Raw genomic sequence first — 26,477 nt, 5'->3', positions numbered from 1 at the left:
CCTCAGGCTTCTCGCACGGTGCGCTTCTCGATGGGCTTGTCCGCCACCTGCTCCGGTGTCAGAGGCACCACTCGGTGGATGAAGACGCCGGGCACGTGGACATGGTCCGGATCGATCTCACCGGGCTCGACGAGCTTCTCGACCTCGGCGATGGTGGTGCGTGCGGACTGGGCGGCCGGGGGATTGAAGTTCCGGGCCGAGGAATGGAAGACGAGGTTGCCGTGGCGGTCGCCGACGGCGGCGCGCACGAGGGCGTAGTCGGGGGCCAGCGACTTCTCGAGGACGTATTCCCTCTCCTCGCCGAAGGTGTCCAAGACCTTCGTCTCCTTCGCCGGGGATTCCTTGACGACATTGCCGTTCTCGTCGTACTTCCACGGCATGCCGCCCTCGGCGATCTGGGTTCCGGCACCGGTGATCGTGTAGAAGGCGGGAATTCCCGCCCCGCCGGCGCGCAGCTTCTCGGCCAGCGTTCCCTGCGGGGTGAGCTCGACCTCGAGCTCACCGGACAGGTACTGGCGAGCGAATTCCTTGTTCTCACCGACATAGGAGGCGATGATCCGACGAAGTCGACCGTCGGCGAGCAGAATGCCCAGACCGCGCCCATCGACACCGGCGTTGTTCGAGATCACTTCGAGGTCCTTGGCTCCCTGGTCTTGGAGCGCCCGGATGAGGAATTCGGGCACACCCACGACACCGAAGCCGCCCACGGCGATCGATGATCCATCTGCAATGTCGGCCACCGCGTCTGCGGGGGTATCAACTACTTTGTCCATGTGCCCAGTGTGCCACGGACCACTCCGAGGCCGTTTGCCAGGTCCATGATTCGAGCCTCATCGACCCCTGATGCGAGCAGAACCTCCTTGCCGCTGAGGAGATGGTCGAGGAACTCCGGCCATTCCTGTGGCAACGGGGTCGAATTCGACACCAGCAGCCCCTGCGGGCGCCCGGCCGGAGTCTCGCCTTCCTGTCGGTTCCAATCGATGCGCCGGCCGTCGACCTCGAGCGTGCCTGAGGCATCGAGGCGTCGGGAGGTGACATCGGGATAGGCGCGAATGGCGGAGTTGACGTCGATGAAGTCCTCATCGACCGGTGTGCTCAGCGCCAGTGCCGGCGGATTGAACACGAAGACCTCCTCGGCGTCGGTCACGGACTCGTCGTCCTCATGGCCGAGGGCGACGATGGCCACATGCTCCTCGTCCGGAGGCGTCGAACCGATGACGACCCGCCCTCCGGCGAGGAGGACGCTGAGGATCGCGACGAGTTCGCGCCAGTGCAGGCCCTGCGGCAGGGGAGCGAAGAGCGTGAAGTCGGGCCCGAGGTCGTAGTCGCCGAAGAGTCCGACTCCCTTGTTCACCCAGTTCGAGACGACGGGCCCGGTGAGGTCGAGGGCGTCGTGGTCGGGTCCGCGCCAGAGCAGGACGGGGCCGCCGGTGCGTGTGATGACTGAGAGATCCATATCCGCTTTCGTCGTTGTCCGTTGTTCTTCGTCTCGGCTGTGGCCGGTCAGGGGTTGATGAGTCCGATGTCGATGGTCACCCCGCGCGGGAATGCGCCGAGCTCTCCGTCGACCCATTGGTAGTGCGTGGATGCGCTGAGGTCCTCGGCGAACAGCGCCGTGTGCAGGCGCTCGACGAGCGAGCCCAGTCCGACCATCGCCTCGAGCAGCGGAGGCCCGCCCGACTGCGCGGTGGCCGGAGAGTCGGAGGGGCTGAGCGTGATGCGCGAGCCGGACCCCTCGATGCGCATCCTCCACGCCGCATGCCCGGGAGTCCGCGACTGCCCGGCACGCACGAGGCGGATCGCTCGGGAGACCCGTTCGAGGATGTCATCGCCGTTGTCCCCGGCTGGGGCGCTGCCGGGCAGATCGGTGACGCCGAGGCCGCGCTGGACGGCTTCGACGTGACCGTAGCGGAACCAGTCCTCGCTGAGTTCGCGTGTGAGCGCCTTGGCCCCGTCCCGCCCGTTGTCGAGGTACCCGCCAGCCCCTCTGACCAGGGCCATCGGCAATCCGCGCGAGGAGCCTTTGACCAGGTCGGCGGCCGCGGCGATCTCATCGGCCACGGCCCGCACGGTCACCGTCTGCACACGGCCGTCGTCATCGGGTCGGCCCCGCTGGTCGTCGAGGCCGGAGAATCCGGAGAGACCGAGGGCGATGTCTGCCACGCCGATTCGCCAGGGCCGTGAACTCGTATCGGAGATGATCAGCCCGATGCGGACAGAGAACGCCTGCTCCACTCTCTGCCGCAGACCGTCGGCGGACCGGTCGCTGTCGAGCGGGTGGAGCACGACCGCTCCGGCCGAGTTCGATTGGTCGAGTCCCGCGGCCGCCTGCACCGTGCCGGCCGGGGTGCGCACGACCTGGACGGTGGTGCCGGAGCCGTAGGAGCGTTCGGCGACGAGATGAGTGCCGGTGGCGGCGACGAGGTCTTCGAACTCGGTCCGGTCGGCCACAGTGGTCAGCCGACCTTCGGCCTTCGACACGACCTTCGAGGCGACGACGAGGATGTCACCGTCCTTGAGGTCGATGCGATTGCGGCGCAGAGCATTGATGAGGATGGCAGCGAGGTCGGATCCCGGGGCGACCTCTTCCTCGACGGGAGGGGCGTAGACGGTGAGGAGACGGTCATTCATGATCGGCCGCCGGTGATTCGACTCTCATTCCTCAATAATCCCATCGACGGCGACTCTTTCCGAAATTCTCCAGATTTGCTCAGGCCCACCCCACAGGTTGTGTCCGATTTCCGTCACTCTCCCTATATGTGGTGTTCCCGGCGCGTGTGCATGTGAAGGTGTGTTCGAATAATCGAACGTGGGCCCTCCTAATACTCCATGAGGGCTTGACGGAGCGGTAATGACACACGTGTAATTTATACCTAAAGGGGAACACGCGGAGCATGAATCTTCAGCATTCGACCCTACATCGGGCTGATCGGCTCAGTCACGGTGACGGAAATGCTCAAGCGTGAGAAAGGGGAAAGCCGTGCCAAGCACACAGAGAGAATGGCGGGAGAGAGAAGACTTCACCGCCGTACCGGGAGTCACCTCCCGCCGTGCCGAAGACTGGTTCGTCGAGCCGGGAGCACGCACACCCGAGACGCTGCCTGATCCGCTGGCGGTCGATCCGAGCGATCTGACGCCTCTGCAGGCGGACAATTCTGCGGTCTCGCCGCTGTCGCTGCTCCTCGGTGCCGCTGACGACGGGGAACTGGCCTGGCAGGACCAGGCGCTGTGCGCACAGACCGACCCCGAGGCGTTCTTCCCGGAGAAAGGCGGATCGACTCGAGAGGCCAAACGGGTCTGCGCATCCTGTGAAGTGCGCTCCGAATGCCTGGAATACGCTCTGGCCAACGATGAGCGATTCGGCATCTGGGGCGGCATGTCCGAACGTGAACGCCGTCGGCTCAAGAAAAAGGTCGTGTGAGTTCAGCTGTCACCGTCGTTGTCGCTTCGGGCGACGACGCCGCCAAGGTTGAGCTCGAAACCGCCCTGCGGCCGCACTTCCCCGAGATCCCGGTCGTGGATCTCGGGGGACTTTCGGTTCGGGAGGCCTGTGAGATTCCCGCCATCGCGGAATCGGACTATCTGTGGTTCCTCACCCCTGACTCCCGTCCGGAACCCGATTGTCTCGATGAGCTCCTCGACGCCATCGGCGAAACCGAATCAGTCGCCGCCGTGGGTCCCAAACTCATGCGCGGTGATCGCATCGTCTCTGCGGGGGTGAGCACCACCTCGGCGGGGGAGCGCTTCAATCCCGTCGGCGCCGGCGAGATCGATCAGGGCCAACGCGACGGTCGCACGGAGACGCTCGGCCTCGACCTGCCCGGCCTGCTCATGGCCACCGGCGAACTCGAGCGGATCGGTGCCCCCTCCCGCGTGCTCGGGCCCGCTTATCGCGGCATCGAATACTGTCGGCGACTGCGCGACCTCGGCCGCCGCGTCGTCCTCGCCCCACGGGCGCGGATGGAGATCTCCGCTCAGGCCGCGGACCGCCTGGGCTCCTCCCCACTGCCACCGACCTCGAAGCTCCAGATCCGGACCGAGCAGCGCTACCGTCTCAGCCTCGCCAGCCCCGGTCTGGCCTCCCTGTTCTGCCGGCTCCTGTTCGTCAACCTCGGCCACATCCTCGGCGGACTGCTGTCGAACAGTTTCCGTTCCGCCGGCTGGCACCTGTCCGCCCTCTTCGGGCTCGCTTCCGATGTGACCACCACCTCCGCGCTGCGGCGGGCCAATGCGCGCCGCAACCGGCTGGCCAAACGCACGAGCACCTCCCACGTGGCCGCGCTCTACGCCGATGCCGACGAACTGGCGGTTCAGCGCAGGTCCATGAGCGCCGAGGCCGGGCAGGACGGGCCCGCCGAAGTTCCCACCGGAGGCCCCGACGCCGATGCCGAACTCAACCCCATCGGCGACACCGAGGAGGCCATCGACTCCTTCTCCCGGCTCGAGATCTCCGGCGGGACGAGCCTTCTGCGCGCCCCCGTGACCTATGTGATCGTCGCGGCGGTCGTGCTCAGCGGCTTCGTCTCCTACCGACTCTTCGGACCCGGCCACCTCACCGGTGGGGCCCTGGGCTCCACCGACATCGGAGTGGGAGAGATCTTCTCCCGCCTGCTCGGCCGCCACCTCGACATCTCGACCGGCGCCGCCGTTCCTGCCGACCCCTACCACCTCGTTCTCGGGGTCCTCTCCCTGCTCTTCTTCGGCCATGTCGACATCATGGTCAGATCCCTGCTGCTGGCGGCCCCGATCCTGGCCGGCATCTGCGCCTATGCCGGCGCCGGCTGTGTGCTCTCACGCCGATGGGTGCGCGGATTCGTCGCCCTGCTGTGGATCGCCTCCCCGCTGTTCATCACCGCCGTCTCCGACGGCCGCCTCGGCGTGGTTGTCGTCTGGATCGCCGCACCCCTGCTCGTCCTCACCCTGCGCCGGAGCCTGCGCACCGGGTCGATCGCGGCCGCTGCCGGAAGCGGACTGCTGCTGTTCGTCATCATCGCCGGCATCCCGCTGCTGCTGCCGGTGGTCGTCCTCGGCACCGTGGTGGCCTTGGCGACCGGCCGCGGACTGCGTCACCTGTGGCTGCTGGCTCCGACCGTGTTCCTCGGCTGGCCGTGGCTGTGGGCCCTGGTCCACGAACCGGGAGCGGTCCTGACCATGCCCGGGCAGACGCTGGCCCCGGAACCGGCTCCGACCTACCTGCTGGCCGTCGGGTTCCCCGGGCCGATCGACATGTCGTGGCTGGCGGACCTGGCTGCCGACATCGGCCTCGGTTCGGTCCCACCCGGTGTCCTCCAACTCTGGGCCCCCGTGCTGGTCCTGCCGATGCTGGTTCTGGCCTTCTTCACCCTCATCGAGGCACGTCTCGAACTGTCGCGGCTGGTGTGGGCCGTGGGGCTCTACCTCAGCGGTCTCGTCCTCGCCGCGCTCCAGGTGCATCTGCCTGCCCAGACCGGTCCGTTCCATCTCATCGGCTCCTACCCGGCGGCCGGTCTGACACTCGTGAGCCTGGGGTCGATCCTCCTGCTCGGCCTCGGGGCGGACCGCACGGCGGCAGGCCGATCCGGCAGCGGACGGATGCCCATGCGCGGACTCGTCGCCCTCGTCGCCGTCGCCGCCGTCGGCCTCATGGCCATCGGCGCCGGCCGCGCCACGGCCTCGCCCGATGCTGTCGCCGCCAGCGAGGACAGCGCCGTTCCCGCCCTGGCCGGCGACCGCGCCGAAGGCGACTCCGGAGCACGGACGCTGCGGCTGGACAATGTCGACGGAGAGGTCCTGTCGACACTCATCGCCTCCGCCGACGGGACAGTGCTGGGCACCTCGACAGTCAGCGCCGCCGAGACCGTCGGCGGCTGGCCGTGGCAGAGGCGCCCTCTGCCGATCCCCGACGACCAGGTCCTCGTGGCCCAGGCCGCGGCCGCGCTGTCGGCCGATGACACCGGCGACGTCAGCGAGATCCTCGGCGAACTCGGCGTCGACTTCGTCCTCGTCGGTCCCGATGCCGAAGGCCTGGAGAACACCGTGTCCGTGGCCCAGGGTCTCATCCGGGTCGGTCCCACCGAATCGGGTCAGCTGTGGCGGGTCGACAAACCCTACAGCGGGCGATTCCTCATCCGAGACGGCGAAGGCGCGGTGACCTCCGCGAAGATGGACGGCACCACCGCCGAGGTGCCCGCAGGTGAGGACGGACGCACCCTGATCGTCGCCGACGCCTCCGCGGGCATCACCGCGAGCGTCGACGGACAGCAGCTGCCGGAGGCGGATCCGGACGAGGAGTCCTGGGCCAGCGAATTCGATCTGCCCGCGTCCGGCGGAGCGGTCGAGATCTCCCTGAACTCGCCGCTGTACCCCGTCGGCGTCATCGCCGGATGGGCGCTCGGCGTGCTCAGCCTGATCACAGCGATCCCCTTCGGCGGATCCGGGGGACGGGGCAGGAATGCAACAGGCAGCAGCACCGAGGAGACGTCAGCATGAGGCATCTGCGCAGCATCGTGACATTCGCGGCGATCGCCGTGCCCGGAGTGCTCGTGGCCACGACCTCGTTTCTCACCCCGCTGACCCCGGGAACCCTCGACCGCAGCCCCGAACAGGTGCGCATGCCCACCGCCGACACCCAGGCCGTGTGTCCCGGCCCGCTGCTGACCGACACGGAAGCCGAGGGCACGGACGCCGAATTCGTCGACGATTCGAAGGTTTCGACCCGGGTCGTCTCCGCTTCGGCGCCGATCGGTGCCGCCGACGGCTCGACCTCCTCTGCCCGACTGCAGGTGGCCGACCTCGGCGGATCCGTCGATTTCGACAACGCGGCAGGACAGGGGTTCGTCTCCGGCGATGACAGCATCGACTCGACGAAGCTCGTCACCGGCTTCGCCCGCCCCGGCGCGCCGGCCCTGACCACCGGGCTTGAGACCGTCGAAGGCAGCTCGGGCGACCTCACGGGTCTGGCCACTCTGACCTGTGCGCAGGCTTCGAGCAGCTTCCGCATCCTCGCCGGGTCCGGAACCACCGGATCGAATTCCCAACTGCTGCTGAGCAATCCCGGCGATGCGGCCGTCCAAGCGAAGGTGACCGTGATGACCCCGTCCGGGGAGTCGGCCGAACCGACCGAGCTGAGCATCAGAGCCGGCCAGCAGCGGGCGGTGCGTCTGGGCGGCCTGGCCGGCGGGGCGGAGTCCCTGGCCGTCGACGTCACAGTCGATGGGGGAGTCCTGGCCGGTTCCGTGCAGGAGTCCGTCCTCGACGGACTCAAACCCCAGGGCATCGATCTTGCCGCCGGAGGGGCCTCTGCCTCCCGGCAGCAGGTGCTCACGGGGCTCAGCGGCAAGGACGCGCGGGTGCGCGTGGCCAATCCGAGCAGCGATCTCGCGGAGGTCTCGCTGAAGGCCTATGGGCCCGATGGGGAGATCGACATCCCCCGGTCCTCGATGACCGTGGTCGGCCGCGGCGTGGCCGAGGCCGAGCTCGGCGACCTCGAGGACGTCAGCCTCGTCATCGACTCCGACCAGCGGATACAGGCCGGGGGCTTCATCGGCCAGGACGGTGAGGACGGTGCCTCCGACTTCGGCAGCATCAAGACCACGGACTCACTGGCAGAGACTCAGCTCATGGCGCTGCCGCGCACCGGCAGCAGCTCCCTGCAGCTGTCGCCCGGCCAAGGACAGGTGCAGGTGCAGGGGATGCTCGACGACGGTTCGCTCACCGACGGTCAGGTCGTGGATCTCAACCCCACCGGGACGACCGTGCTCGATCCGGCAGAGGTCTCCGACGACCCGGTGCGGGCACTGGTGATCAAGGGCGCCCAGGCCTCGGGATCCCAAGCCGACGGAGTCCACGCCACCCTCGTCGTGACCACCGACGACGGGATCTCCACCGTCGCGCCCGCCCCGGCCCCGGCAGGTGTGGCCTACCGCGACATCCGCCTCGGCTGACACACGTGCGCCGAGGGCCGGGCCCGTCGGTCAGGTGCGGCGGAGGATGTCGACCTGATCGGCCACGACCTCGGCGATGAGGGCGTCTCTGGCGCCGCTGCCGGCGTGATCCTCGATGACCCGACGGTAGAGGACGATATGGGTCGACCTGTCGGGCGTGGCGGGAAACACTCGGCCGAAGCTCGGCTCGGTCGAACTCGCCGGGGGAACAGCGTCGATGGCGAGCACCACATCGCTGAGCAGCCCCGGTTCCCGATCGCGCATCCGGGCGAATTCCGCGGCCGCCACCCTGGCGAAGGACTCGGCCCGAGTCAGCCGCGCCGGCACGTCGGCCCGGTGCAGCGGGGACCTCAGACCGCGGCCGTGCCGGTCACGATGTCGCCTGGATCTCATAGCACGTCATTCTATCGACGAGGCCGCTGTGCCTAAGCGAATCGAGGACCCGCGGCGTGTAGAGTGGTGGACTGTGTCAGCCGTGAGAATGTGTTCCAAAGTCAGCTGCTCGCGTCCCGCCGCAGCCACCATGACGTACGTGCACGCTGATGCGACCGTCGTCATCGGCCCGCTGGGCAGACGAGCCGAGCCGGGCGCCCACGACCTGTGCGCCGACCATGCGGCGAAGCTGACCCCACCTGTGGACTGGCAGCTCATCCGCCTCGACTCCGGGCAGGCGCCTCCCGAGCGCAGCCGCGACGACCTTCTGGCCATCGCCGATGCGGTCAGGGAAGCCGCCGACCATGCCGACACGCGTGCTCAGGGGCCCGAATCGGCTCCTGCCGCCGACTCCACGCAGACCGGACGCAAACACGGCCACCTGCGCATCATCGGCGACTCATGATCGCCCCCGGCCCGCGCTCATCCGGACCCAACCCGGTGCCCCCGGTCGCAGCGGACTCGGCGCTGAGCCGAGCGAGGACGGCGGCCGTGGACGCCGCCATCGGGGCCTATGACATCCGCGGCCGCATCCCCGACCAGCTCGATGAGGACATCCTGTTCGCCCTCGGCTGGGCGACGGCGACGACGATGGCCGAGCTCCACTCCACCGCGGAGGTCGTCATCGGACACGATATGCGCCCGAGCTCACCCGGATTCGCCCGTGCCTTCGCCGCCGGGGTCGACTCCGCTGGAGCGACCGCGACCCTGCTGGGGCTGTGCTCGACGGACCAGCTCTATTTCGCCTCGGGCATCTTCGGCGTCCCCGGTGCGATGATCACCGCCAGCCACAACCCGGCCGACTACAACGGCATCAAGATCTGTGGCCCGCACGCCGCCGGCGTCAGCCTCACGACCGGGCTGGCACGGATCCGGGAACTCGCCCCGACGGCGCCGAGGGCCGCAGAGCGGCCGGTGGCGGCCGATGCTTCGGCGACGGCAGCCATGCGAGAGCGCTACGTCCGCCGGATCCGCGAACTCACCCACGTCGACGAAGTCACGGGGCTCACAGTCGTCCTCGACGCCGGCAACGGCATGGCCGGGCGCCTCCTCGGCGAGGTCTTCGGCACCGACGTCGACCCCGTCCGCGTGCCCTTCGACGTGATCGGCCTGTTCACCGAGCTCGACGGCACCTTCCCCAACCACGAGGCGAACCCGCTCAAACCCGAGAACCTCGTCGACGCCGCACAGGCGGTCGTCGACACCGGTGCCGATCTCGGCCTGGTCTTCGACGGCGATGCCGACCGCTGCTTCTTCATCGACGAGACCGGAGCGACGATGTCGGCCTCGGCGATCGGCGCTCTCGTGGCCGAACGCGAGATCGCGCGGGCCAAGGCCGCCGGCGATGAGCGGCCGACCGTCATCCACAACCTCATCACCTCCCGCAGCGTGCCGGAGACGATCACCGCCGCCGGCGGCCGCCCGCTGCGATCGAAGGTCGGACACTCGGGCATCAAGGCGCTGATGGCCGAGACCGGCGCGGTCTTCGCCTGCGAACACTCCGCGCACTTCTACTTCGAGGAGTTCTACGGCGCGGACTCGGGCATGCTCGCCGCCTGTCACCTCATCGCCGCACTCGCCGAATCAGCGGCCCCGGCCTCCCGACTCGTCGCCGACTACGACCGTTTCGTCCAGTCCGGGGAGATCAACTTCACCGTCACCGACCCCGATGCCGTGCTCGCCGAGTTCGCCGCAGACGCCGACCGTTTCCCGCCCAACACCGTCGACGATCTCGACGGCATCGGCCTCCAGGGCGAGGACTGGTGGGTGAACCTGCGCAAGTCGAACACCGAACCCCTGGTCAGGCTCAACGTCGAGGCCGCAGACCACGGGCAGATGGAAGAGCTGGTCCGCAGGGTCGGCGACTTCGTCACCGCTCGCGCCTGAGTTCCGGACCCGAGAGGACAAGCCCGGCAGGCGGGCAATAGACTCGAACACGTTCCGACTTTCCGCCCTATGGAGGTACCGTGCTCGATTCCACCGACTTCAAGGTTGCCGATCTGACCCTCGCCGAGGCCGGACGGCACCAGATCCGCCTGGCCGAACGGGAGATGCCAGGGCTGATGGCGCTGCGCGACGAGTACTCCTCGTCCGCGCCCCTGACCGGTGCCCGCATCGCCGGCAGCCTGCACATGACCGTCCAGACCGCGGTGCTCATCGAAACCCTGGTCGCCCTCGGCGCGGAGGTCCGGTGGGCCAGCTGCAATATCTTCTCCACCCAGGACGAAGCCGCAGCAGCGGTCGTCGTCGGCTCCGGTACCCCCGAGGCCCCGGCCGGAGTGCCCGTGTTCGCGTGGAAGGGCGAGACGCTCGAAGAGTACTGGTGGGCCGCCGATCGGATCTTCGATTTCCCCGACGGGGCGAACCTCATTCTCGACGACGGCGGTGACGCCACCCTGTACGTGCTCAAGGGCACCGAGTGCGAAGCCGCCGGGGGAGTGCCCACCGCCGCCGAGGACGACCCGGAGGAGTACAAGGTCCTGCTGACCCAGATCGCCTCGTCGATCGAGTCGTCCCCGGGACGCTTCGCCCGCCTCGCCGCTGGAATCAAGGGCGTGAGCGAGGAGACCACCACCGGGGTCAACCGCCTCTACCGCCTGGCCGAACAGGGCGGACTGCCGTTCCCGGCGATCAACGTCAACGACTCGGTGACGAAATCGAAGTTCGACAACCGCTACGGCATCCGCCATTCCCTGCCCGATGGGCTCAACCGCGCCACCGATGTGCTCATCGGCGGCAAGATCGCCGTGGTCGTCGGTTACGGTGACGTGGGCAAGGGTGCGGCCGAAGCCCTGCGCGGACAGGGCGCACGCGTCATCGTCACCGAGATCGATCCCATCTGCGCCCTGCAGGCGACGATGGACGGCTACCAGGTCGATCACCTCGCCGAGGTGGCCCCGCAGGCGGACATCGTCATCACGACGACCGGGAACACTCGCGTCGTCGGCGTCGAGGTGCTGCAGACGCTCAAACCCGGCGCCATCATCGGCAACGTCGGCCACTTCGACGACGAGATCGACCTGGCCGGGTTGTCCCGACTGCCGGGGGTGGAGAAGATCGAGATCAAGCCTCAGGTCCACGAATGGAGGGTTCCGGTGCCGGCCGAGGCCGGGCTCGATCGAGAGGTCACTGACTTCCTCGTCCTGTCCGAGGGCCGTCTGCTCAACCTCGGCAATGCGACCGGGCACCCGTCGTTCGTCATGAGTGCGTCGTTCAGCAATCAGGTGCTCGCGCAGATCGAACTGTGGAACTCCCATGACCGCTATGACCATGAGGTCCACCGCCTGGCGAAGGAGCTCGACGAGAAGGTCGCCCGCCTCCACCTGCCGGCGCTCGGGGCGAAACTGTCCGAACTGAGCAAGGAGCAGGCCGAGTACATCGGTGTGGATGTGGCCGGACCCTACAAACCCGACCACTATCGCTACTGATCCCCGACCGTGAGCCTCAGACCGTGGGGCAGAGTGTCGACCCCGGCCCGGAACGCCGCCGAACGGGCCGAACGCCTCCGGAGCTTCTCGACCTCTGCCGCCCGCTGACGGTGGACGATCGCAGACAGGAACTGTTCGGGGAACGTCCCCTCCGGCGGGGCGGGAGCCACATAGGGGTTGAGTTCGGTGGCGAGCTCGATCGCCCGCTGCCAGCGGGACTCGATGCTGAGCTTCGGCGCCATGGCCAGGAACGTCACAATACGCCGATGCAGGCCATCGGGCAGGGCCGAGACATCCGTCCGCGACAGCCAGTCCTGCAGCTGCGGGGCCACATGAGTGTGCACGGGCGGGGGCGGGACGCTGCGTTCGCTCACCGCCATGGTGCCGGCCAGATAGTCGCCGAGGCGCTTCGCCTGCGGGGAGACGAGACCGGACAGGGCTGCGATCCCTCCTCCGGTCGAGAGGATCTCGAAGGGCCACAGCAGCGCTCGGATGAATGAATGGCGCAGCCGCACGGCCCCGCCGTCATCGCGGACGATGCGCAGCCCGAGGGCGAATTTGCCCAGAGAGCGACCGTGGGTGAGGACCTCGATGAGCATCGGCAGCAGCACGAACACCGAGATGGTCATCACGGTGATGACCGAACCCAGGAGCAGACCGTTGAGTGCGGAGGTCTTGAGCAGCAGCCAGAACATGGCGATGAGCAGGCCGACATTCACCAGGGAGTAGGCGATGTAGTCGATCAGGCAGCTCAGCGCCCGTGCCGCCAACGCGGCAGGCTGGACACTGAGTTCGACGGCTTCACCGGTCACCAGAGTACTCACCCGACCATGGTGTCACATCTGTTCGACCGACACCGGCCGTGCGGGTGTTCTCCGTTAGGGTTGAGGCATGGATCCGAATCTTCTCGCCGAGCTGCACGGCGACGACTGGCGGGAGCTGTCAGGCCTGGCGAAGAAGAACACCCTGAGCCCGGAGCAGACGAGACGGTTCCTCGACCTCTACCGTGCCGCTTCGAAGGACCTGTCGCGGATCATGACCGTGGCCCCCGACTCACTCGAAGCCGCACGCCTGTCCGCCATCGTCCACCGCTCCCGCAACCACCTGTCCGCCGTGCCCAGCGGGGGACTGTCGGGGCTGTCGCGGTTCTTCGTCATCAGCCTGCCGCTGTCGCTGTACCGACTGCGCTGGGATTTCGCCATCGTAGCGCTCGCCTTCCTCGCCGTGGCCGTGGTGTCCGGGATCTGGGCGGGGACGCACCCGGAGGTGCTCGAGACCTTCGGCGATCGGGAGTTCCGCCGCCAGTTCGCCGAACACGACTTCGTCGACTACTACAAGGAGAACCCGAACGGGTTCTTCGCCGTGGGCGTGTGGACGAACAATGCCTGGATCGCCGTCCAGTTCGTGCTGCTGGGCATCACGGGCGTCTATGTCGTGGCCGGACTGTTCTCGAACGCGGTCAACGTCGGTTTCTCCGGGGCCATGATGTTCGAGTTCGACCGTGGCTCCGACTTCTTCCTCTACATCCTGCCGCACGGCATTCCCGAGATCAGCTGCATCATCCTGGCCGCGGCGGCCGGGCTCAGGCTCTTCTTCGCCTGGATCGTGCCCGGCCCGAGGCTGAGGCGGGACAGACTGGCCGCAGAGGCGCGGTCGCTGCTCATCGTCGCCGGCGGGCTCGTGCTGCTGCTCTTCGGCTCGGGGCTGATCGAGGGTTTCGTGACTCCGAATCCGATCCCGCCCGCGCTCAAGATCGCCATCGGCATCGCCTACACCGCAGCCGTGGTCGCCTACGCCGCTCACTTCGGCAGACGCGCGGCACGGGCCGAACTCAGCGCAGACCTCGACGAGCACCAGGCAGGCTATTCGGTCATCTCCACGGACCGATAGCCGCAGCGGAGGGTTCGCCGCGGTCGGGTCTCAGAGTCGGCCGGTGACCTTGAGCCGGATGTAGTGGTCGGCCAGGGCACCGGGCAGATCATCGGGCGGGGCCTGGACGGAGGCGATGCCGAGCCCGCGCAGGCGCGTTCGCAGCGATGCCGCCGTCAGCAGCTCCGACTCGGCCGCGGCGGCCGTGTAGATCTCCTCGACATCGCCGCGTGCCCCGGCCAGTTCGGCCAGCGCGGGGTCTTCGACGCCGGCGAGAACCACTCGATGGTGGGCGGTGAGGGTGGGCAGGACGGGCAGGATGTCCTCGGCGACGGTGGTCTCATCGAGCGCGGTGATCACGACCACCAGGGCCTGCTGGCGGGTGGTGGCGAGCACAGCGGCGGTGATCGCCTCCCAGTCCGCGTCGTAGAGCTCCGGGTGCACCGGTGTCAGCGTCACCGACAGATCGTGGACGGGGTCGTGTGCCCGGCGGCTCGAGGCCACGGCTCGGACCCGGGCATCGGCGACGATGACGTCGACCCGGTCGCCGGCGCCGGTGGCCAGGGCCGTCAGCAGCAGGGAGGACTCGAGGGCGGCGTCGAAGACCGTGCCCTCACCGCAGCGGCGGGCCGCGAGCCGGGAGGAGTCGACGACGATGACGACGCGACGGTCCTTCTCCGGCCGCCAGGTCTTGACCACGAGATCGGAGGCGCGGGCGCTGGCCCGCCAATCGATGGAGCGGACATCGTCGCCGTCGACGTACTCGCGCAGCGAATCGAACTCCGTGCCCATGCCCCGGATCATCACCGCCGACCGGCCCTCGAGCTCGCGCAGCTTCTGCGTCTTCGACGGCAGTTCACGGCGGGACACGAACGGCGGCAGCACGCGGATGTCGGCGGGCACCTCGATGCTCTTCTGTCGCGCGATGAGCCCGAGCGGACTGCGACTGCGTACGGTCACCAGATCGGCGGCCAGGGCTCCGCGGCGGACCGGCCTCAGCTCGGTGCGCACCTGAGCACGCTCGCCGGCGGACAGGACATGGCGCGAACGGGTCTGCACGGCTCCGGCGCTCGGGGTCCAGGCGTCCCGGACCTCGAGGCGCAGCACGCGGGGCGAGCCGTTGATCAGGGTGAGCACGCTGTGGGTGTCATCACCGAGCCTGACCTTCGGGCCGGGCGTGCGCTGCAGCGCCAGATCATGGACTCGGGGCACGAGGAAGAAGTCGACGAGTGCGGCGAGGACGATCGCGCCGGCGACGATCAGAGCCGTCGGCCAGGAGGGCAGCAGCATGACGGGCACGAGCCCGGAGAGAGTGAGCAGGAACAGCCGGGCAGTCATTCAGCGCGGCACTTCGGTGGTGGCCAGGATCGAGTCGAGGACCCCGGCGACATCGAGCCCGTCCATCTGAGCCTCGGGCCGCAGGATCACACGGTGACCGAGCGCCATATGCGTCAGCGCCTTGACGTCGTCGGGGGTGACATAGTTCCGCCCGCTCAGCCAGGCATGCGCTCTGGCGGCACCGAGCATCCGGGTGGCACCGCGCGGGGAGACGCCCAACGCCAGCGACGGAGCCTGCCGGGTGGCCCGGGCGAGATCGACGACATAGGTGATGATCTGCGGGGCGATGTAGATGCCCGCGATGGCCTCGCGGGCCCGGGCGATGAGATCGGCATCAGCGACCCGCCGCAGACCCGCGGCCGACAGCCGCGCGGCGTCGAAGCCGCGCGCATGCCGATCGAGGATCTCGAATTCGTGTTCGCGCGAGGGCAGATCGAGGACGAGTTTGAAGAGGAACCGGTCGAGCTGGGCCTCCGGCAGCGGATAGGTGCCCTCGTACTCGACGGGGTTCTCCGTGGCGGCGACCATGAACGGCTCGGGCAGACTGCGGGAGCGCCCGCCGACCGAGACCTGATGCTCCTCCATCGCCTCCAGCAGAGCCGATTGGGTCTTCGGTGGGGTCCGGTTGATCTCATCGGCGATGAGGATGTTCGTGAACACGGGGCCGGGACGGAAGGAGAAGTCCGAGACCGAGGCGTCATAGACCAGGGAACCGGTGACATCGCTGGGCATGAGATCCGGGGTGAACTGGACACGCGCGCTGTCGAGGCTGACCGCGGCCGCGAAGCTGCGGACCAGCAGGGTCTTGGCCACTCCGGGCACGCCCTCGAGGAGCACGTGAGACCGGCACAGCAGGGCGATGAGCATGCCCGTGACCGCCTGGTCCTGACCGACGACGGCCTTGCCGATCTCGGTGCGCACGCCGTTGAAGGCCTCACGCACCGGGTCGGGGCGCGGCGGTGCGGTGTGTTCCTGAGGCGATTGGGTCATGGGACCTCACTTTCGATCTGGGTGAGCTGGTGGACGAGGTCGGTGAGTTCGGCGTCCGTTCGTGCGGAGCCGGAGACGAAGACATGGTGGAGGTGGCCGGGATCGCGACCGGTGGCTGCGGCGAGGCGAGCGATGATGTCCTCGGCACGGGCCTCGGACCCGAGCGAGAACCGCTTGGCGATCCGCAGCAGCGCTGCCGTGCGCAGCGTGTGCAGCGCACCGGCCCGATCGTGGCTGCGGACACTGAGCGCGGCCCGTCCGTGGACGGTCTCCACCGCGGGCACGATCACGGGCAGTCGTTCGACCGCCAAGGGGCCGAAGCGCCGGCCGAGCACGAGCAGCAGGACGAGTGTGCAGGGGATCAGCCACATCCCTCCGGCGAGGAACCAGCTGGGCACGAAGTCGATGGTCGACGGCGGCGGCTGTGCGGCATCGTCGAAAGTGGGGAAGTAGACGACGAGGTCGTCCGTGTGCGACAGCTCCGAGAGGACGAGGGAGGCGTTGCCTTCCTCGTCGATGTGCTCATTGGTCACCCAATCCGAGTTGCCGATCACGGTCAGAGGGACCGGGCCGGCGTCATCGGTGATCAGCTGCCCGCGAGCGGAGCCGGGAGCCACCTCGGCGCCATCGAGCTCATCGACCCCGGGGCCGGCGAACGGATAGCAGGCGGTGATGCCGTCGGTGCCCTTGTCGGTCTCGGCGTACTCGACCGTGCCCGTGGTCACCGCGCCGGCCGCCCGCGGACCCGGCAGCGAGCAGTCCGGCTCCGAGGTGGGGTCCGGGCTGCCCAGGGGGCTCACATTGTCGTTGACGGTGATCCGATCGGTGAACTCCGTGATCGCCGGACCCGGATCGACGAGCACCAGACGATTCCCGTGGGCGCGCAGCGTCGATTCGAAGCCGTTGACGTCGCCTGCCGACAGCGCCTCGGCGCCGGAGGGGATGAGCAGTGTCGTGTCCGAGTGTGCGGCCGCGGCGCGGGCCTCGTCCTTGTCCTCGGTGGTGGTCACCTCGGTGCCGTGGGAGCGCAGGGTCTCGACCATGGCCTTGGTGCCGTCGCGGGCCGTCGAATCGAAGTGCAGCGGAGCCTCGGTCTCGGACTCCGAGCTCATCAGCAGGGTGGCGATGACAGTGATGAGGATGATGATCGCCGCTGCGATCCAGACTCCGGCCGAGCGCAGCCGGGCGCGGAGGGCCACGGTCGGGCTCGACCGGGTGCCGCGGGCGGCCACATCCAATCGGGCGCTCATGCGCTCGCCTCCTGCTGTCCTGCCGGCAGTGAGCTCAGCGTCCGGTCCATCTCGCACAGGCGTGCGTAGATCGCGGGCAGATCCCGGTCCGGGCGCTCTCGGCCGCCGAGGCGATCACCGTAGAGGAGGTCGTTGAAGACCTCGGCGACGGAATGGACGGCGGCGGCATGGTCGGGCAGTGCGGATTCGGCCTCGCGGGCGAGCTCGCTGGCGGTGGCCGAGGACTCCAGAGAGATGATCCGTTTGACCGAGAGCACCGCGAAGATCGCGCGCGAGGCGTCGATGACCGCGGCCCGGTAGTTCCCCGCCTGCGCGGCCCGGGCCGCGGCCTCGCGCCACGGCCCCGGTTCGGGCTGGGACACGACCGGGTCGAAGGCCGACAGTGGCAGCCCGGTGCGGCGCAGGCCGGCGCGGCGGACGCGCCAGACGACGAGGGCGATGATCGCGGCCAGGGCGAGTGCGACGAGCAGGAGCAGCCACGGTGAGTTCGAGCGCAGGGCCGCATTGACCAGCGAGTCCCAGAGGGAGGAGATCCAGCGGCCGATCTGTTCCAAGGGTGTGAGATCGGCTGCCGAGTACTCCTGTTTCGACAGTTCGTTCTCGACCCATTCGCGGCCGGTGTCCCGGTCGATGGCCGGTCCGGTCGACGGCGCCGAGGCGAGGCAGAGGAGATCCGGGATCATCGCTCCTCCTCGGCGCGGATGAGCACGAGGTCGAGGCCTTCGGTGCGCATCTGCTGATCGAAGAAGCACACGGTCACGAGGCAGGAGAAGTAGGCGAAGAGGACGGCCGAGGAGATCAGAGTCAGTGCCAGCAGCAGGGCCGCGGAGACGAGGCCGATGGCCGCCTGTGCGGCCGCGGAGTCCTCCGTGGTGGCCAGGCCGAGTCCGAGGGCAACGGAGATGACGATGGCCAGCGGGGAGATGACGAGCTGGACGAGCTGATTGGACAGGAAGTAGCCCAGGGCCAGTTGGCCGAGCAGTCGCCAGAAGCCGCGGCCGGTCAGCGTCCAGGACCGTTTGAGTCCGGCGCGGACGCTGAGTCCTTCGACGGCGATCGCCGCGCCGAGGAAGGACAGGCGCAGGTTGAGCCACATGAGTGCCAGAACCCATAGGAGCGTGGCCAGTCCCGCCCAGACGAAGGCGAGGACGGGGGAATCGATCATCGCGAACAGTGCGGTGGGGGCGCCGAGGATGAGCAGCAGGCCGAGGTTGATCGAGCACATGAGCACGGTCGCCGCAATGAGTCGTCGGCGGCTGCCGGTCAGACCCTGCCAGGCCTGGGACAGACTCGTCCTGCGGGCGCCGAAGGAGGCGCGGGTGCCGGTGGCGATGAGGCCCGAGAGCAGGTGGGCGAGTCCGAGGCTGAGCAGGCTCAGGGCGACCGAGCCCAGCTGGGCGAGCACGAGGAAGCCGGAGACCGCATCGTCATTGCCGCTGAGGTCGTTGAGGAAGGGCAGCAGCTGCACGAATGCGAGTGTCCCGATGGCGGTCAGCAGCAGGCTCCAGAGCGTGAACACGATCAGTGAGGAGCCGATGCTCAGACCGGGGATGAAGCGCAGCAGGCGGAACCCGGAGTCGAGGGCCTCGACGAAGGTCAGGGGGCGTTTGGGCAGCAGACCGCGCGGTGGCGGCGGATGCCACCCGCGTGGCCGCGGGGTTCCGGAGCGCATCTGCCACCGACCCGTGTGCCAGTCGACCTCGGAGGCCCATGCGTTCGAACGTGCCATCATCGCCCAATCCTGCCATGTTTCGCCTGCTCGTGCCGAGCAGTGCGAACCTGGTGCCGACCGCTTCGCCATCTGGCCGATAGGGTAGGAGTGTCGAGAACCGCAGAACAGGCGAACATAAGGGACAATGGGAGCATGAACGCTCGAATCCTCGTAGTTGATGATGACACGGCTTTGGCCGAAATGATTGGAATTGTGCTCAAAAGCGAAGGCTTCGAGCCCTTTTTCTGTGCCACGGGGGATCAGGCTTTCGAGGAGTTCCAGAAGGTCGGTCCGGATCTCGTTCTCCTCGACCTCATGCTGCCGGGCAAGGACGGTCTCGAGGTCTGCCGGGAGATCCGCGAGGTGTCCTCGGTGCCCATCATCATGCTCACGGCGAAGTCCGACACCGTCGATGTCGTCCTCGGCCTCGAATCCGGAGCCGACGACTATGTGCCGAAGCCGTTCAAGCCCAAGGAGCTCATCGCTCGTGTCCGTGCCCGACTGCGGATCTCCGAGCCCCAGGCCCCGGAGCTGCTGACCGTCGGCGACGTCGTCGTCGACGTGGCCGGTCACACCGTGACCAAGGGCGGCTCACCGGTGTCGCTGACACCGCTCGAATTCGATCTGCTCGTGGCCTTGGCCCGCAAGCCCTGGCAGGTGTTCTCCCGGGAGACCCTCCTCGAAGAGGTCTGGGGCTACCGTCATGCCGCCGACACCCGGCTGGTCAATGTGCACGTCCAGCGTCTGCGCTCGAAGATCGAACGCGATCCGGAGAAGCCGGACATCATCGTCACCGTCCGCGGCGTCGGCTATAAGGCCGGCAGAGCCGCGTGAGTCCCGAGTCGGCGGCGGGCGGGACCCTCCGCTCCGTGGCCTCGGGCCTGAGAACGTTCTGGAACTTCATCCTCCGATCGTTCAGCCACTCCCTGCAGGTCAGGATCGTCGTCCTCACCATCGTGCTGACCTCAGTGGCCATCTTCGGCGTCGGCACCTACATGTCCCAGCAGATCGCTCGCGGGCTCTTCGACACCCGCCTGGACTCCCTGTCGTCCCAGACCAGGTCGATCCTGTCCGAGCTGCGGTCTCTGGCGCCGGTCGACGGTCAGGCGGTAACTCAGGACACGCTGAGCTCGCAGCTGTCGTCGATCTACAACCGTTCGGCGGACTCGGTGTATTCGCTGACGCTGGAGCCGAAGGATCCGAACTCCTCGTTCTCGACGATCACGGCCGGTGAGGCGAACGGGGAGGGGGAAGCGGCGGAGGTTCCCATCAGCGATGAACTCCGCGATGCCATGCGCACCGCTCCGGCCGACGACAAGCTCTATCAGTCCGTCAGCCTGCCCGACGGCACGGGTCCCGGACTGCTCATCACACAGGAGCTGCAGATCCCGGGCGCCGGGCAGTTCCAGCTCTACTACCTCGGTGATCTCAGTGAGCAGCAGGACACCCTGAGCTTCGTGCAGAGATCGATGCTCGTGGCCGCCCTCGTGCTCGTCGTGCTCATCGGCGCAGTCGCCTGGATCGTCACTCGCCTCGTCGTGACACCGGTGCGCACGGGCGCCGAGGTGGCCAGGCTCATCGCCGACGGCGACCTCGACGAGCGCATGCCCGTGCACGGCAACGACGAGATCGCTGTGCTCGGTGAGAGCTTCAACGATATGGCCGACACCCTCCAGCACCAGATCGAGCAGATGGAGAGACTGTCGGTGCTGCAGCGGCAGTTCGTCTCGGACGTCTCGCACGAGCTGCGGACCCCGCTGACGACGATCCGGGCCGCGGCGGACCTCATCTACGAATCTCGTGAGGAACTCGATCCGGTCACCGCCCGCAGCGCGGAGCTGCTGAATTCCCAGGCCGAACGCTTCGACAACCTGCTCTCGGACCTGTTGGAGATCTCCCGATACGATGCCGGCGCCGCTGCGCTCGTGGCCAAGCCCGTCGACGTCGGAGCGATCGTCACCGGCGTCATCGACACGGTCTCGATGGTCGCTGAGCAGATGTCGACCCGCATCGTCGTCCATGCCCCCTCCTCGCCGGTCATGGCGGTGGTGGACCGGGTGCGCATCACTCGCATCGTGCGCAACCTCGTGGTCAACGCGATCGAGCACGGTGAGGGCAACCCGATCGACATCTACGTCTCCTCCAACGCCGAGGCGGTCGCGGTCAGCGTCCGCGACCACGGTGTCGGAATGAACGAAGAGCAGGTCGAGCACGTCTTCGACCGGTTCTGGCGTGCCGATCCGGCTCGCAAGCGCACCCTCGGCGGATCCGGCCTGGGCCTGGCGATCTCTCTCGAGGATGCGCATCTGCACGACGGCTGGCTGCAGGTCTGGGGCAAGCCCGGCGAAGGCTCCTGCTTCCGGCTGACGATTCCGCGGCGACCGGATCAGGAGATCACCTCCTCGCCGCTGCCGCTGCCGCCGCGCGATGCTCAGATCAAGGGGGCCGCGCTCGTGGCGGGTCCGCTGTCCTCGGACGGATCCGTGCGGATCCAGACCGGGTCGATCCCGATCGTCGTCGAGACCGATCAGCAGGAACCGGCCCGGACGGGCCACGCCGATGAGTCCGGTGAGAACACCCCGGACGACGCTGAGCCGAGTGCCGCCGGGGGCAGCGTGGAAGACACGAGCGAGGATGCGGACTCACCGACCGGGCAGGGCGGCGATGACGCGGCCGGTCGGGAAACGGTGCTGGGAGAGCTCGTCGGACCCGATTCCCCGATCGCCCCGACCGACGACCACTCCGCCGACGGCCCGGGAGCTCCCGGCGAAGGCACGGAGGTCCCAGATGCGGGCGAGGACACGGACGCCCCCGGCCACGACACGAGCGTCCCTGGTGACGACACGAACGCCCCGGGTGAGGATGACGATCCCGGAGCTCCCGACGAAGACGACGACATGGGCGCGAACGGCGAGGGCGACGGCGAAGGAGGACGGTGATGAAGAGCATGAGGTCCAGAAGATCCCGAGTGACGATGCTGATCCTGTCGGTATGCGCTTCGCTCGCTCTGGTCGGCTGCTCATCGATCCCGACCTCCTCCCCGGTCGGACACATCGAAGACGACTCGGGCGACCCCGCAGCCAGCAGTGCACGGATCCCCGACGGTCCGGAACCCGGTGACAGCGTCTCCGAGATCGTGCGCGGCTTCCTGGCGGCGGGTGCCGGCACCGGCAACAACTTCTCCGTGGCCAGATCCTTCCTAACCGAGGCCGAGGCACAGGAATGGAGCCCGCAGGAGTCCGTGTCGGTGCTGCCCAACGACACGGATCTCGACTCCCTCAACTACGAGGTCACCTCCGATCAGAAGACCCTGACCATGTCGGCTCCGGTGGTCGGACTCGTCGACTCCTCGGGCGTGTACAACTCGACCAAGCCCGGTACCCAGTCGACGCTGGAGTTCTCCCTGCGACAGGAGAACGGCGAATGGCGGATCTCCTCGGCCCCGAACGGACTGCTCATCAGCCAGGCGGAGTTCCAGACGATCTTCCTCAACTATTCGCTGCAGTTCTTCACCTCCGACTACTCGTACCTCGTACCGGACTCCCGCTGGTTCCTGCGCTCGTCCTCGACCCCGACGGCGCTGATGAACGAACTGCTCAGCGGCCCGGCGCCCTATCTGTCATCAGCAGTGATCACCTCGATTCCCGATGGTGCGAAACTCGTCGACTCGAATGTCGTCACGATCGAGAACGGTGTCGCGCACGTGGCTCTGGGACCGCAGAGCCCTGCCCCGTCCGATCGGGAGAAGGGCATGATCAGACAGCAGATCTCCGCGACCCTTCAGGTCATTCCCTCGATCTCGAGCATCGAGCTGACCATCGGCGGACAGGCGGTCTCCGCCAGTCTGCAGCCGAAGACCGACACCTCGGTCCAGGTGGACGGGCCGCCCGTGGTCTTGGCCGACAATCACCTCTCGCGAGTGTCCGGCACCACCGTGGCCAAGGTCGAGAACAGCCCGGACCTCAAGAAGGCGAAGGCCAGCGACCCGGCGGTGTCCCTCGACGACTCTCTCTACGTGTACCTGCAGGATGACGGCAAGGAACTCATGCGCCTGAAATCCGATGCGGTCGACGCGACAGCGATCCTCAAGGGCGAGAAGCTCGTTCGTCCCAGCATCGACAGGTTCAACACGACCTGGACCGGAGAAGCCGAGAACGACGGCGAACTCAAGGCCGTGGGCCGAGACGGAGAGGTCTACACCGTCGGAGCCGACTTCCTCGCCGGACGGCAGCTCGTCGACGTTGAGGTCTCCCGTGACGGCACCCGTGTGGCGCTGCTCAGCCGCCACAAGGGCGAACCCGACCGGATCGACGTCGTCGGCGTGCCTCGGGACAAGGCCGGCAATCCCGGCGACAGCCTGTCCGAGACCCCGATCGCCGTGGGCGCGAACTTCGACGAGGTCAGAGACGTCTCATGGGCGGGATCGACCTCGCTGGTGGCGTTGGCGGCGGAATCAGGGGAGAAGGCGCAGCCGTTCCGACTCGGAGTCACCGGCCCCTCGGCCCAGCTCGGTGAGGTCTCCGACGGCAGTCGGATCTCCGGGGGAGTGGACGGACGCTCCATCCTGGTGACCAGTTCCTCGGGCGAGCTGTATTCGTACAATTCCAATGCCTGGCAGAAGCTCGCCGACGTCGCCGCGGAGGATCCGTCCTACCCCGGCTGAGGCCCGTGCATCCGTTCGGACGTAGTAGATTTCTCCCATGGGGCTGCTCGGGGAGTTCGGCGAACTGCTCCTGCCCAGACGGTGCGCCGGATGCGGGCGGGAGAGCGTGTCCCTGTGCACGAGCTGCCTGCAGCTGCTCGGCGGGATCCCGCGGGCGATGGAACCGCGCTATGGTCGGATCCCGATCATCGGGGTCTGCGAATACGATTCGCGCATCTCGCGGATGGTCGTCGGCTTCAAGGACGAAGGCCGCCGGGACATCCTCGACCCGCTGGCCCTGGCGCTGGCCCGTTCGATCGTCGCGGCCCTCGATCTCACCGGCTACATCGGCGGTGGGATCAGGCTCTTCCCGGCTCCCAGCTCCGATCGGGCCCGACGCCGCCGAGGCGGATCGCACACGGTGTCCCTGGCCGAGCGCGCGAGCGAGCTGAGCCCGGAGCTGCCGTTGGAAGTCCACGATGTCCTGCTCGCGCGAGGCACCCGCGACCAGGTCGGACTCGGGGCACATGACCGGGCGAGAAATGTGGCGAGAACGCAGTACCTCGACCACGCAGAACTGGCGAAGATCCGTCCGAATCAGACCCGCAGCGAAGCGTCCGAACCCTCTGTCGACCTCGTCGTCGACGACTTCTCGACCACCGGCGCAACCCTGGCAGAAAGCACACGATTATTAGCATCGGTGCAGATCAGACCCGCTGCCGGAGTAGTTCTCGGGCTCGGGCGCGGGGGCACTCGATTTGTCTCTCCCTTTACTGTATAACGGTGTTTACCCATCCAAGGGCATGGGATCGGATGAATCCGAAGAACGAGTCGCTAAGGACACATCATGGACATTGTTGTCAACGGCCGTCAACTGACCATCTCCGACAGCTTTCGCGCCCACATCGAGGACAAGATCGCCAAGGTCGAGCAGCTCTCCCCCCGGGCTCAGCGCGTCGAGGTGCATGTCACTCACGAGAAGAACTCCCGCCAGCCCGAAACGAGCGAGCGAGTCGAACTCACGGTGGTGGCGAAGGGGCCGGCAATTCGGGCAGAAGCCATGGCAAGCGACAAGTATGCGGCACTCGACCTGGCCTGGGCCAAGCTCGTCGAACGACTCAGGCGAGCCCGGGACCGGCACAAGGTCCCCCGCTCAGGGCTTCATCGGAAGGAATCCACCGCAGAGGTGCTGGCCAAGATGCCGGTGGCCGAGCCGATGATCCCCGACGCCGACTCCGAGGCGCCGACGGAGGAGAAGACGGAGAACGTCGACCGGACGAACGGGCGGATCAAGGCCGAAGGCGACTCGCCGGTGGTGCTGCGGGAGAAGACCTTCGCGGCCGCTCCGATCGGCATCGAAGAGGCGCTCAATCGGATGGAGCTGGTCGGTCACGACTTCTATCTGTTCATCGATGAGGAATCGAGCAAGCCCTCCGTCGTCTACCGCCGCAAGGGGTGGAGCTACGGAGTGATCGCTCTCGACCATCAACTCGAGGAGGTCGCCGACTGACACCGGCGCCCGATCATGCGGCCGGTCCGAACGGTCGGCCGCTGCAGTTCAGTTCGAGATGACCCGATCGCCGAGGTGGAAGGACCGCCTCGGCGATCGCCGTGCGACGGTCGCGTCAGTCCGATGCTCTACCGTGGGGTCATGCAGACGATGACACGGTCAGCTGCGCGCCGGACGGCGATCGCGGCCACGGGACTGGACAGGCCGCGCCCGGCGACGGTCACGGCCCGCCACCTCAGATCCGTCTTCGCCACCATGGGGGTGACGCAGATCGATTCGGTGGCTCGTGTGATCCGGTCCCACTACCTGCCTTTCTTCTCCCGTCTCGGCCCCTATCAGCGCGCGACGCTCGACCGGCTGCTCTACTCCTCACCGCGGATGGGCGTCGAATACTGGGCGCACGCGGCGGCCTTCGTCCCACCCGAGACCTGGAAGCACTTCTCACGCAGCCGCGCCGAATGGTGGCGGGTCGACTACGGCCAACGGCACCCGGAGACGGGGGAGGCCTTCAGGAACCTGCAGAGCTCCGTCCTCGCCGCGCTGGCCGAGGGGCCGAAATCGGCCCGCGACGTCTCAGAGGTCGTCGACCATGATCTGCCCGAACGCCACCGCGGGCACTGGGGATGGAATCCCAGTCAGGTCAAGGTCGCCCTCGAAGCCCTGTTCGCCGGTGGGATCATCAGCGCCGCCGGACGCAATGACCACTTCGAACGCATCTATGCCCTGACCCGAGACGTTTCGGCGGAACTGCCCGAGATCCCGTTGTCGTACGGAACCGGTGCTCGGCCGCGACTCGGTCTCGACCCGGATGCCTCTCTGCCGCGGGGAGTCTCCGGAGTCGAGAACAACGTCCTCGACCTCACCCGCATCGCCGCACGGGCGCTGGGCATCGCGCGACCGGAGGACCTGGCCGATTACTTCCGACAGCTGCGTGCACCGACCGATGAGGCCATCACCGAACTGCTGGCCACCGGTGAGCTGCGAGAGGTCGAGGTCGATGGGGTCCCGGCTCTGAGGTGGCATCGGGCGCGGACGCCGCGTCAGGTGCGGGCCCGGGCGCTGCTGGCGCCCTTCGACCCCCTGGTCTTCTTCCGCCCGCGCATCGAATGGCTCTTCGACTTCCACTATCGGATCGAGATCTACACCCCGGCGGCTCAGCGCGTGCACGGTTACTATGTCACCCCGTTCCTCCTCGGCGATCGGCTCGTCGACAGGGTCGATCTCCAGCGAGACCGGTCGGCGCAGACCCTGCGAGCCCATCGTGTCAGCTGGGAGACGGGTGAGGAGCACACCGATCAGCTGCTGATCGAACTGCGGGAGATGGCCGAATGGCTGGGATTGACCGCCGTGGAGATCGAAGGCACTCACCTGCCATTAAGCTAGAG

23 protein-coding genes are annotated in these 26,477 nt (G+C 67.8%); 13 read left to right on the top strand and 10 right to left on the bottom strand.

The features are described from left to right. Positions 1–2 precede the first annotated feature (2 nt). Genes IG171_RS09390 through IG171_RS09380 form a run of 3 tightly spaced genes read right to left on the bottom strand, consistent with a single transcriptional unit; the run spans position 3 to position 2,631 of the window. Positions 3–773 (bottom strand): CoA transferase subunit A, encoded by a 771-nt coding sequence (locus tag IG171_RS09390; RefSeq protein WP_212131379.1) that lies wholly within the window; start codon positions 771–773, stop codon positions 3–5. Then, positions 761–1,456, bottom strand: a complete 696-nt coding sequence (locus tag IG171_RS09385; protein WP_212131378.1) for a hypothetical protein — start codon at positions 1,454–1,456, stop codon at positions 761–763. Before IG171_RS09385 ends, IG171_RS09390 begins: the two co-directional genes overlap by 13 nt. A 47-nt stretch (positions 1,457–1,503) precedes the next feature. Beyond that, entirely contained in the window at positions 1,504–2,631 is a 1,128-nt protein-coding gene (locus IG171_RS09380) for a coenzyme F420-0:L-glutamate ligase (RefSeq protein WP_212131377.1), read from the bottom strand. 538 nt (positions 2,632–3,169) lie between these two features. Here IG171_RS09380 and IG171_RS09375 point away from each other — a divergent pair. From IG171_RS09375 to IG171_RS09365, 3 genes are read left to right on the top strand one after another with little or no spacing between them, the layout of a single operon-like run. Beyond that, positions 3,170–3,421, top strand: a complete 252-nt coding sequence (locus IG171_RS09375) for a WhiB family transcriptional regulator (protein WP_212131614.1) — start codon at positions 3,170–3,172, stop codon at positions 3,419–3,421. Then, the gene (locus tag IG171_RS09370) at positions 3,418–6,468 is read left to right on the top strand and encodes a glycosyl transferase (RefSeq protein WP_212131376.1); all 3,051 of its coding nucleotides are present in this window, start codon (positions 3,418–3,420) and stop codon (positions 6,466–6,468) included. Before IG171_RS09375 ends, IG171_RS09370 begins: the two co-directional genes overlap by 4 nt. Then, positions 6,465–7,922, top strand: a complete 1,458-nt coding sequence (locus tag IG171_RS09365) for a DUF5719 family protein (RefSeq protein ID WP_212131375.1) — start codon at positions 6,465–6,467, stop codon at positions 7,920–7,922. Before IG171_RS09370 ends, IG171_RS09365 begins: the two co-directional genes overlap by 4 nt. A gap of 30 nt (positions 7,923–7,952) precedes the next feature. Here IG171_RS09365 and IG171_RS09360 read toward each other — a convergent pair whose 3' ends face one another. Then, positions 7,953–8,315 carry a metallopeptidase family protein gene (locus tag IG171_RS09360; protein ID WP_212131374.1) on the bottom strand — a complete coding sequence of 121 codons (363 nt, stop codon included), beginning with the start codon at positions 8,313–8,315 and terminating at the stop codon, positions 7,953–7,955. A gap of 130 nt (positions 8,316–8,445) precedes the next feature. Between IG171_RS09360 and IG171_RS09355 the strand changes: the two genes are divergently transcribed. From IG171_RS09355 to ahcY, 3 genes are all read left to right on the top strand, one after another. After that, positions 8,446–8,760, top strand: a complete 315-nt coding sequence (locus IG171_RS09355; RefSeq protein WP_249204241.1) for a DUF3499 family protein — start codon at positions 8,446–8,448, stop codon at positions 8,758–8,760. Next, positions 8,757–10,241, top strand: a complete 1,485-nt coding sequence (gene manB, locus IG171_RS09350; protein WP_212131373.1) for a phosphomannomutase/phosphoglucomutase — start codon at positions 8,757–8,759, stop codon at positions 10,239–10,241. Before IG171_RS09355 ends, manB begins: the two co-directional genes overlap by 4 nt. Positions 10,242–10,321: 80 nt before the next feature. Then, entirely contained in the window at positions 10,322–11,782 is a 1,461-nt protein-coding gene (gene ahcY / locus IG171_RS09345) for an adenosylhomocysteinase (RefSeq protein ID WP_212131372.1), read from the top strand. Here the strand turns inward: ahcY and IG171_RS09340 are convergent. Beyond that, positions 11,776–12,606 carry an RDD family protein gene (locus tag IG171_RS09340; RefSeq protein ID WP_212131371.1) on the bottom strand — a complete coding sequence of 277 codons (831 nt, stop codon included), beginning with the start codon at positions 12,604–12,606 and terminating at the stop codon, positions 11,776–11,778. The two genes, ahcY and IG171_RS09340, sit on opposite strands and share 7 nt — an antisense overlap. Before the next feature lie 67 nt (positions 12,607–12,673). Between IG171_RS09340 and IG171_RS09335 the strand changes: the two genes are divergently transcribed. Then, on the top strand, positions 12,674–13,672 hold the full coding sequence (locus IG171_RS09335; protein ID WP_212131370.1) for a stage II sporulation protein M: 999 nt from the start codon (positions 12,674–12,676) through the stop codon (positions 13,670–13,672). A 30-nt stretch (positions 13,673–13,702) separates the two neighbouring features. On the opposite strand, the gene IG171_RS09330 is transcribed toward IG171_RS09335, so the two are convergent. The 5 genes from IG171_RS09330 to IG171_RS09310 are packed head-to-tail and all read right to left on the bottom strand — an operon-like array spanning position 13,703 to position 18,961. Next, the gene (locus IG171_RS09330) at positions 13,703–14,989 is read right to left on the bottom strand and encodes a DUF58 domain-containing protein (RefSeq protein ID WP_212131369.1); all 1,287 of its coding nucleotides are present in this window, start codon (positions 14,987–14,989) and stop codon (positions 13,703–13,705) included. Next, positions 14,990–15,979 carry a MoxR family ATPase gene (locus IG171_RS09325; RefSeq protein WP_212131368.1) on the bottom strand — a complete coding sequence of 330 codons (990 nt, stop codon included), beginning with the start codon at positions 15,977–15,979 and terminating at the stop codon, positions 14,990–14,992. It lies immediately after the preceding gene. Then, complete coding sequence (locus IG171_RS09320; RefSeq protein ID WP_212131367.1) at positions 15,976–17,229, bottom strand: DUF4350 domain-containing protein; 1,254 nt, start codon at positions 17,227–17,229, stop codon at positions 15,976–15,978. The genes IG171_RS09325 and IG171_RS09320 overlap by 4 nt, the downstream gene beginning before the upstream one ends. Beyond that, the gene (locus tag IG171_RS09315) at positions 17,226–17,912 is read right to left on the bottom strand and encodes a DUF4129 domain-containing protein (protein ID WP_212131366.1); all 687 of its coding nucleotides are present in this window, start codon (positions 17,910–17,912) and stop codon (positions 17,226–17,228) included. Before IG171_RS09315 ends, IG171_RS09320 begins: the two co-directional genes overlap by 4 nt. Beyond that, positions 17,909–18,961, bottom strand: a complete 1,053-nt coding sequence (locus IG171_RS09310; protein WP_249204237.1) for a hypothetical protein — start codon at positions 18,959–18,961, stop codon at positions 17,909–17,911. The genes IG171_RS09315 and IG171_RS09310 overlap by 4 nt, the downstream gene beginning before the upstream one ends. A gap of 132 nt (positions 18,962–19,093) precedes the next feature. On the opposite strand from IG171_RS09310, the gene mtrA reads away from it, so the two are divergent. From mtrA to IG171_RS09280, 6 genes are all read left to right on the top strand, one after another. Then, a complete protein-coding gene (mtrA, locus tag IG171_RS09305; protein WP_212131365.1) occupies positions 19,094–19,774 on the top strand; it encodes an MtrAB system response regulator MtrA in 681 nt (226 codons plus the stop codon). After that, a complete protein-coding gene (gene mtrB, locus IG171_RS09300; protein ID WP_249204236.1) occupies positions 19,771–21,879 on the top strand; it encodes an MtrAB system histidine kinase MtrB in 2,109 nt (702 codons plus the stop codon). Before mtrA ends, mtrB begins: the two co-directional genes overlap by 4 nt. Before the next feature lie 35 nt (positions 21,880–21,914). Then, positions 21,915–23,603, top strand: a complete 1,689-nt coding sequence (locus tag IG171_RS09295; RefSeq protein ID WP_249204324.1) for an LpqB family beta-propeller domain-containing protein — start codon at positions 21,915–21,917, stop codon at positions 23,601–23,603. Positions 23,604–23,640: 37 nt separating this feature from the next. Beyond that, on the top strand, positions 23,641–24,363 hold the full coding sequence (locus IG171_RS09290) for a ComF family protein (protein WP_212131363.1): 723 nt from the start codon (positions 23,641–23,643) through the stop codon (positions 24,361–24,363). A 66-nt stretch (positions 24,364–24,429) separates the two neighbouring features. Continuing rightward, positions 24,430–25,092: a ribosome-associated translation inhibitor RaiA gene (gene raiA / locus IG171_RS09285; protein WP_212131362.1), complete on the top strand. Its 663-nt coding sequence runs from the start codon at positions 24,430–24,432 to the stop codon at positions 25,090–25,092. Positions 25,093–25,233: 141 nt separating this feature from the next. Continuing rightward, entirely contained in the window at positions 25,234–26,475 is a 1,242-nt protein-coding gene (locus tag IG171_RS09280) for a crosslink repair DNA glycosylase YcaQ family protein (protein WP_212131361.1), read from the top strand. Positions 26,476–26,477 lie beyond the last annotated feature (2 nt).

The sequence above is a fragment of the Brevibacterium sp. SMBL_HHYL_HB1 genome (assembly GCF_018208375.1).
Lineage (GTDB): Bacteria > Actinomycetota > Actinomycetes > Actinomycetales > Brevibacteriaceae > Brevibacterium > Brevibacterium intestinavium.
Note: the sequence above shows the minus strand (reverse complement) of the source record. Positions and strands in the feature narration are given on the sequence as shown.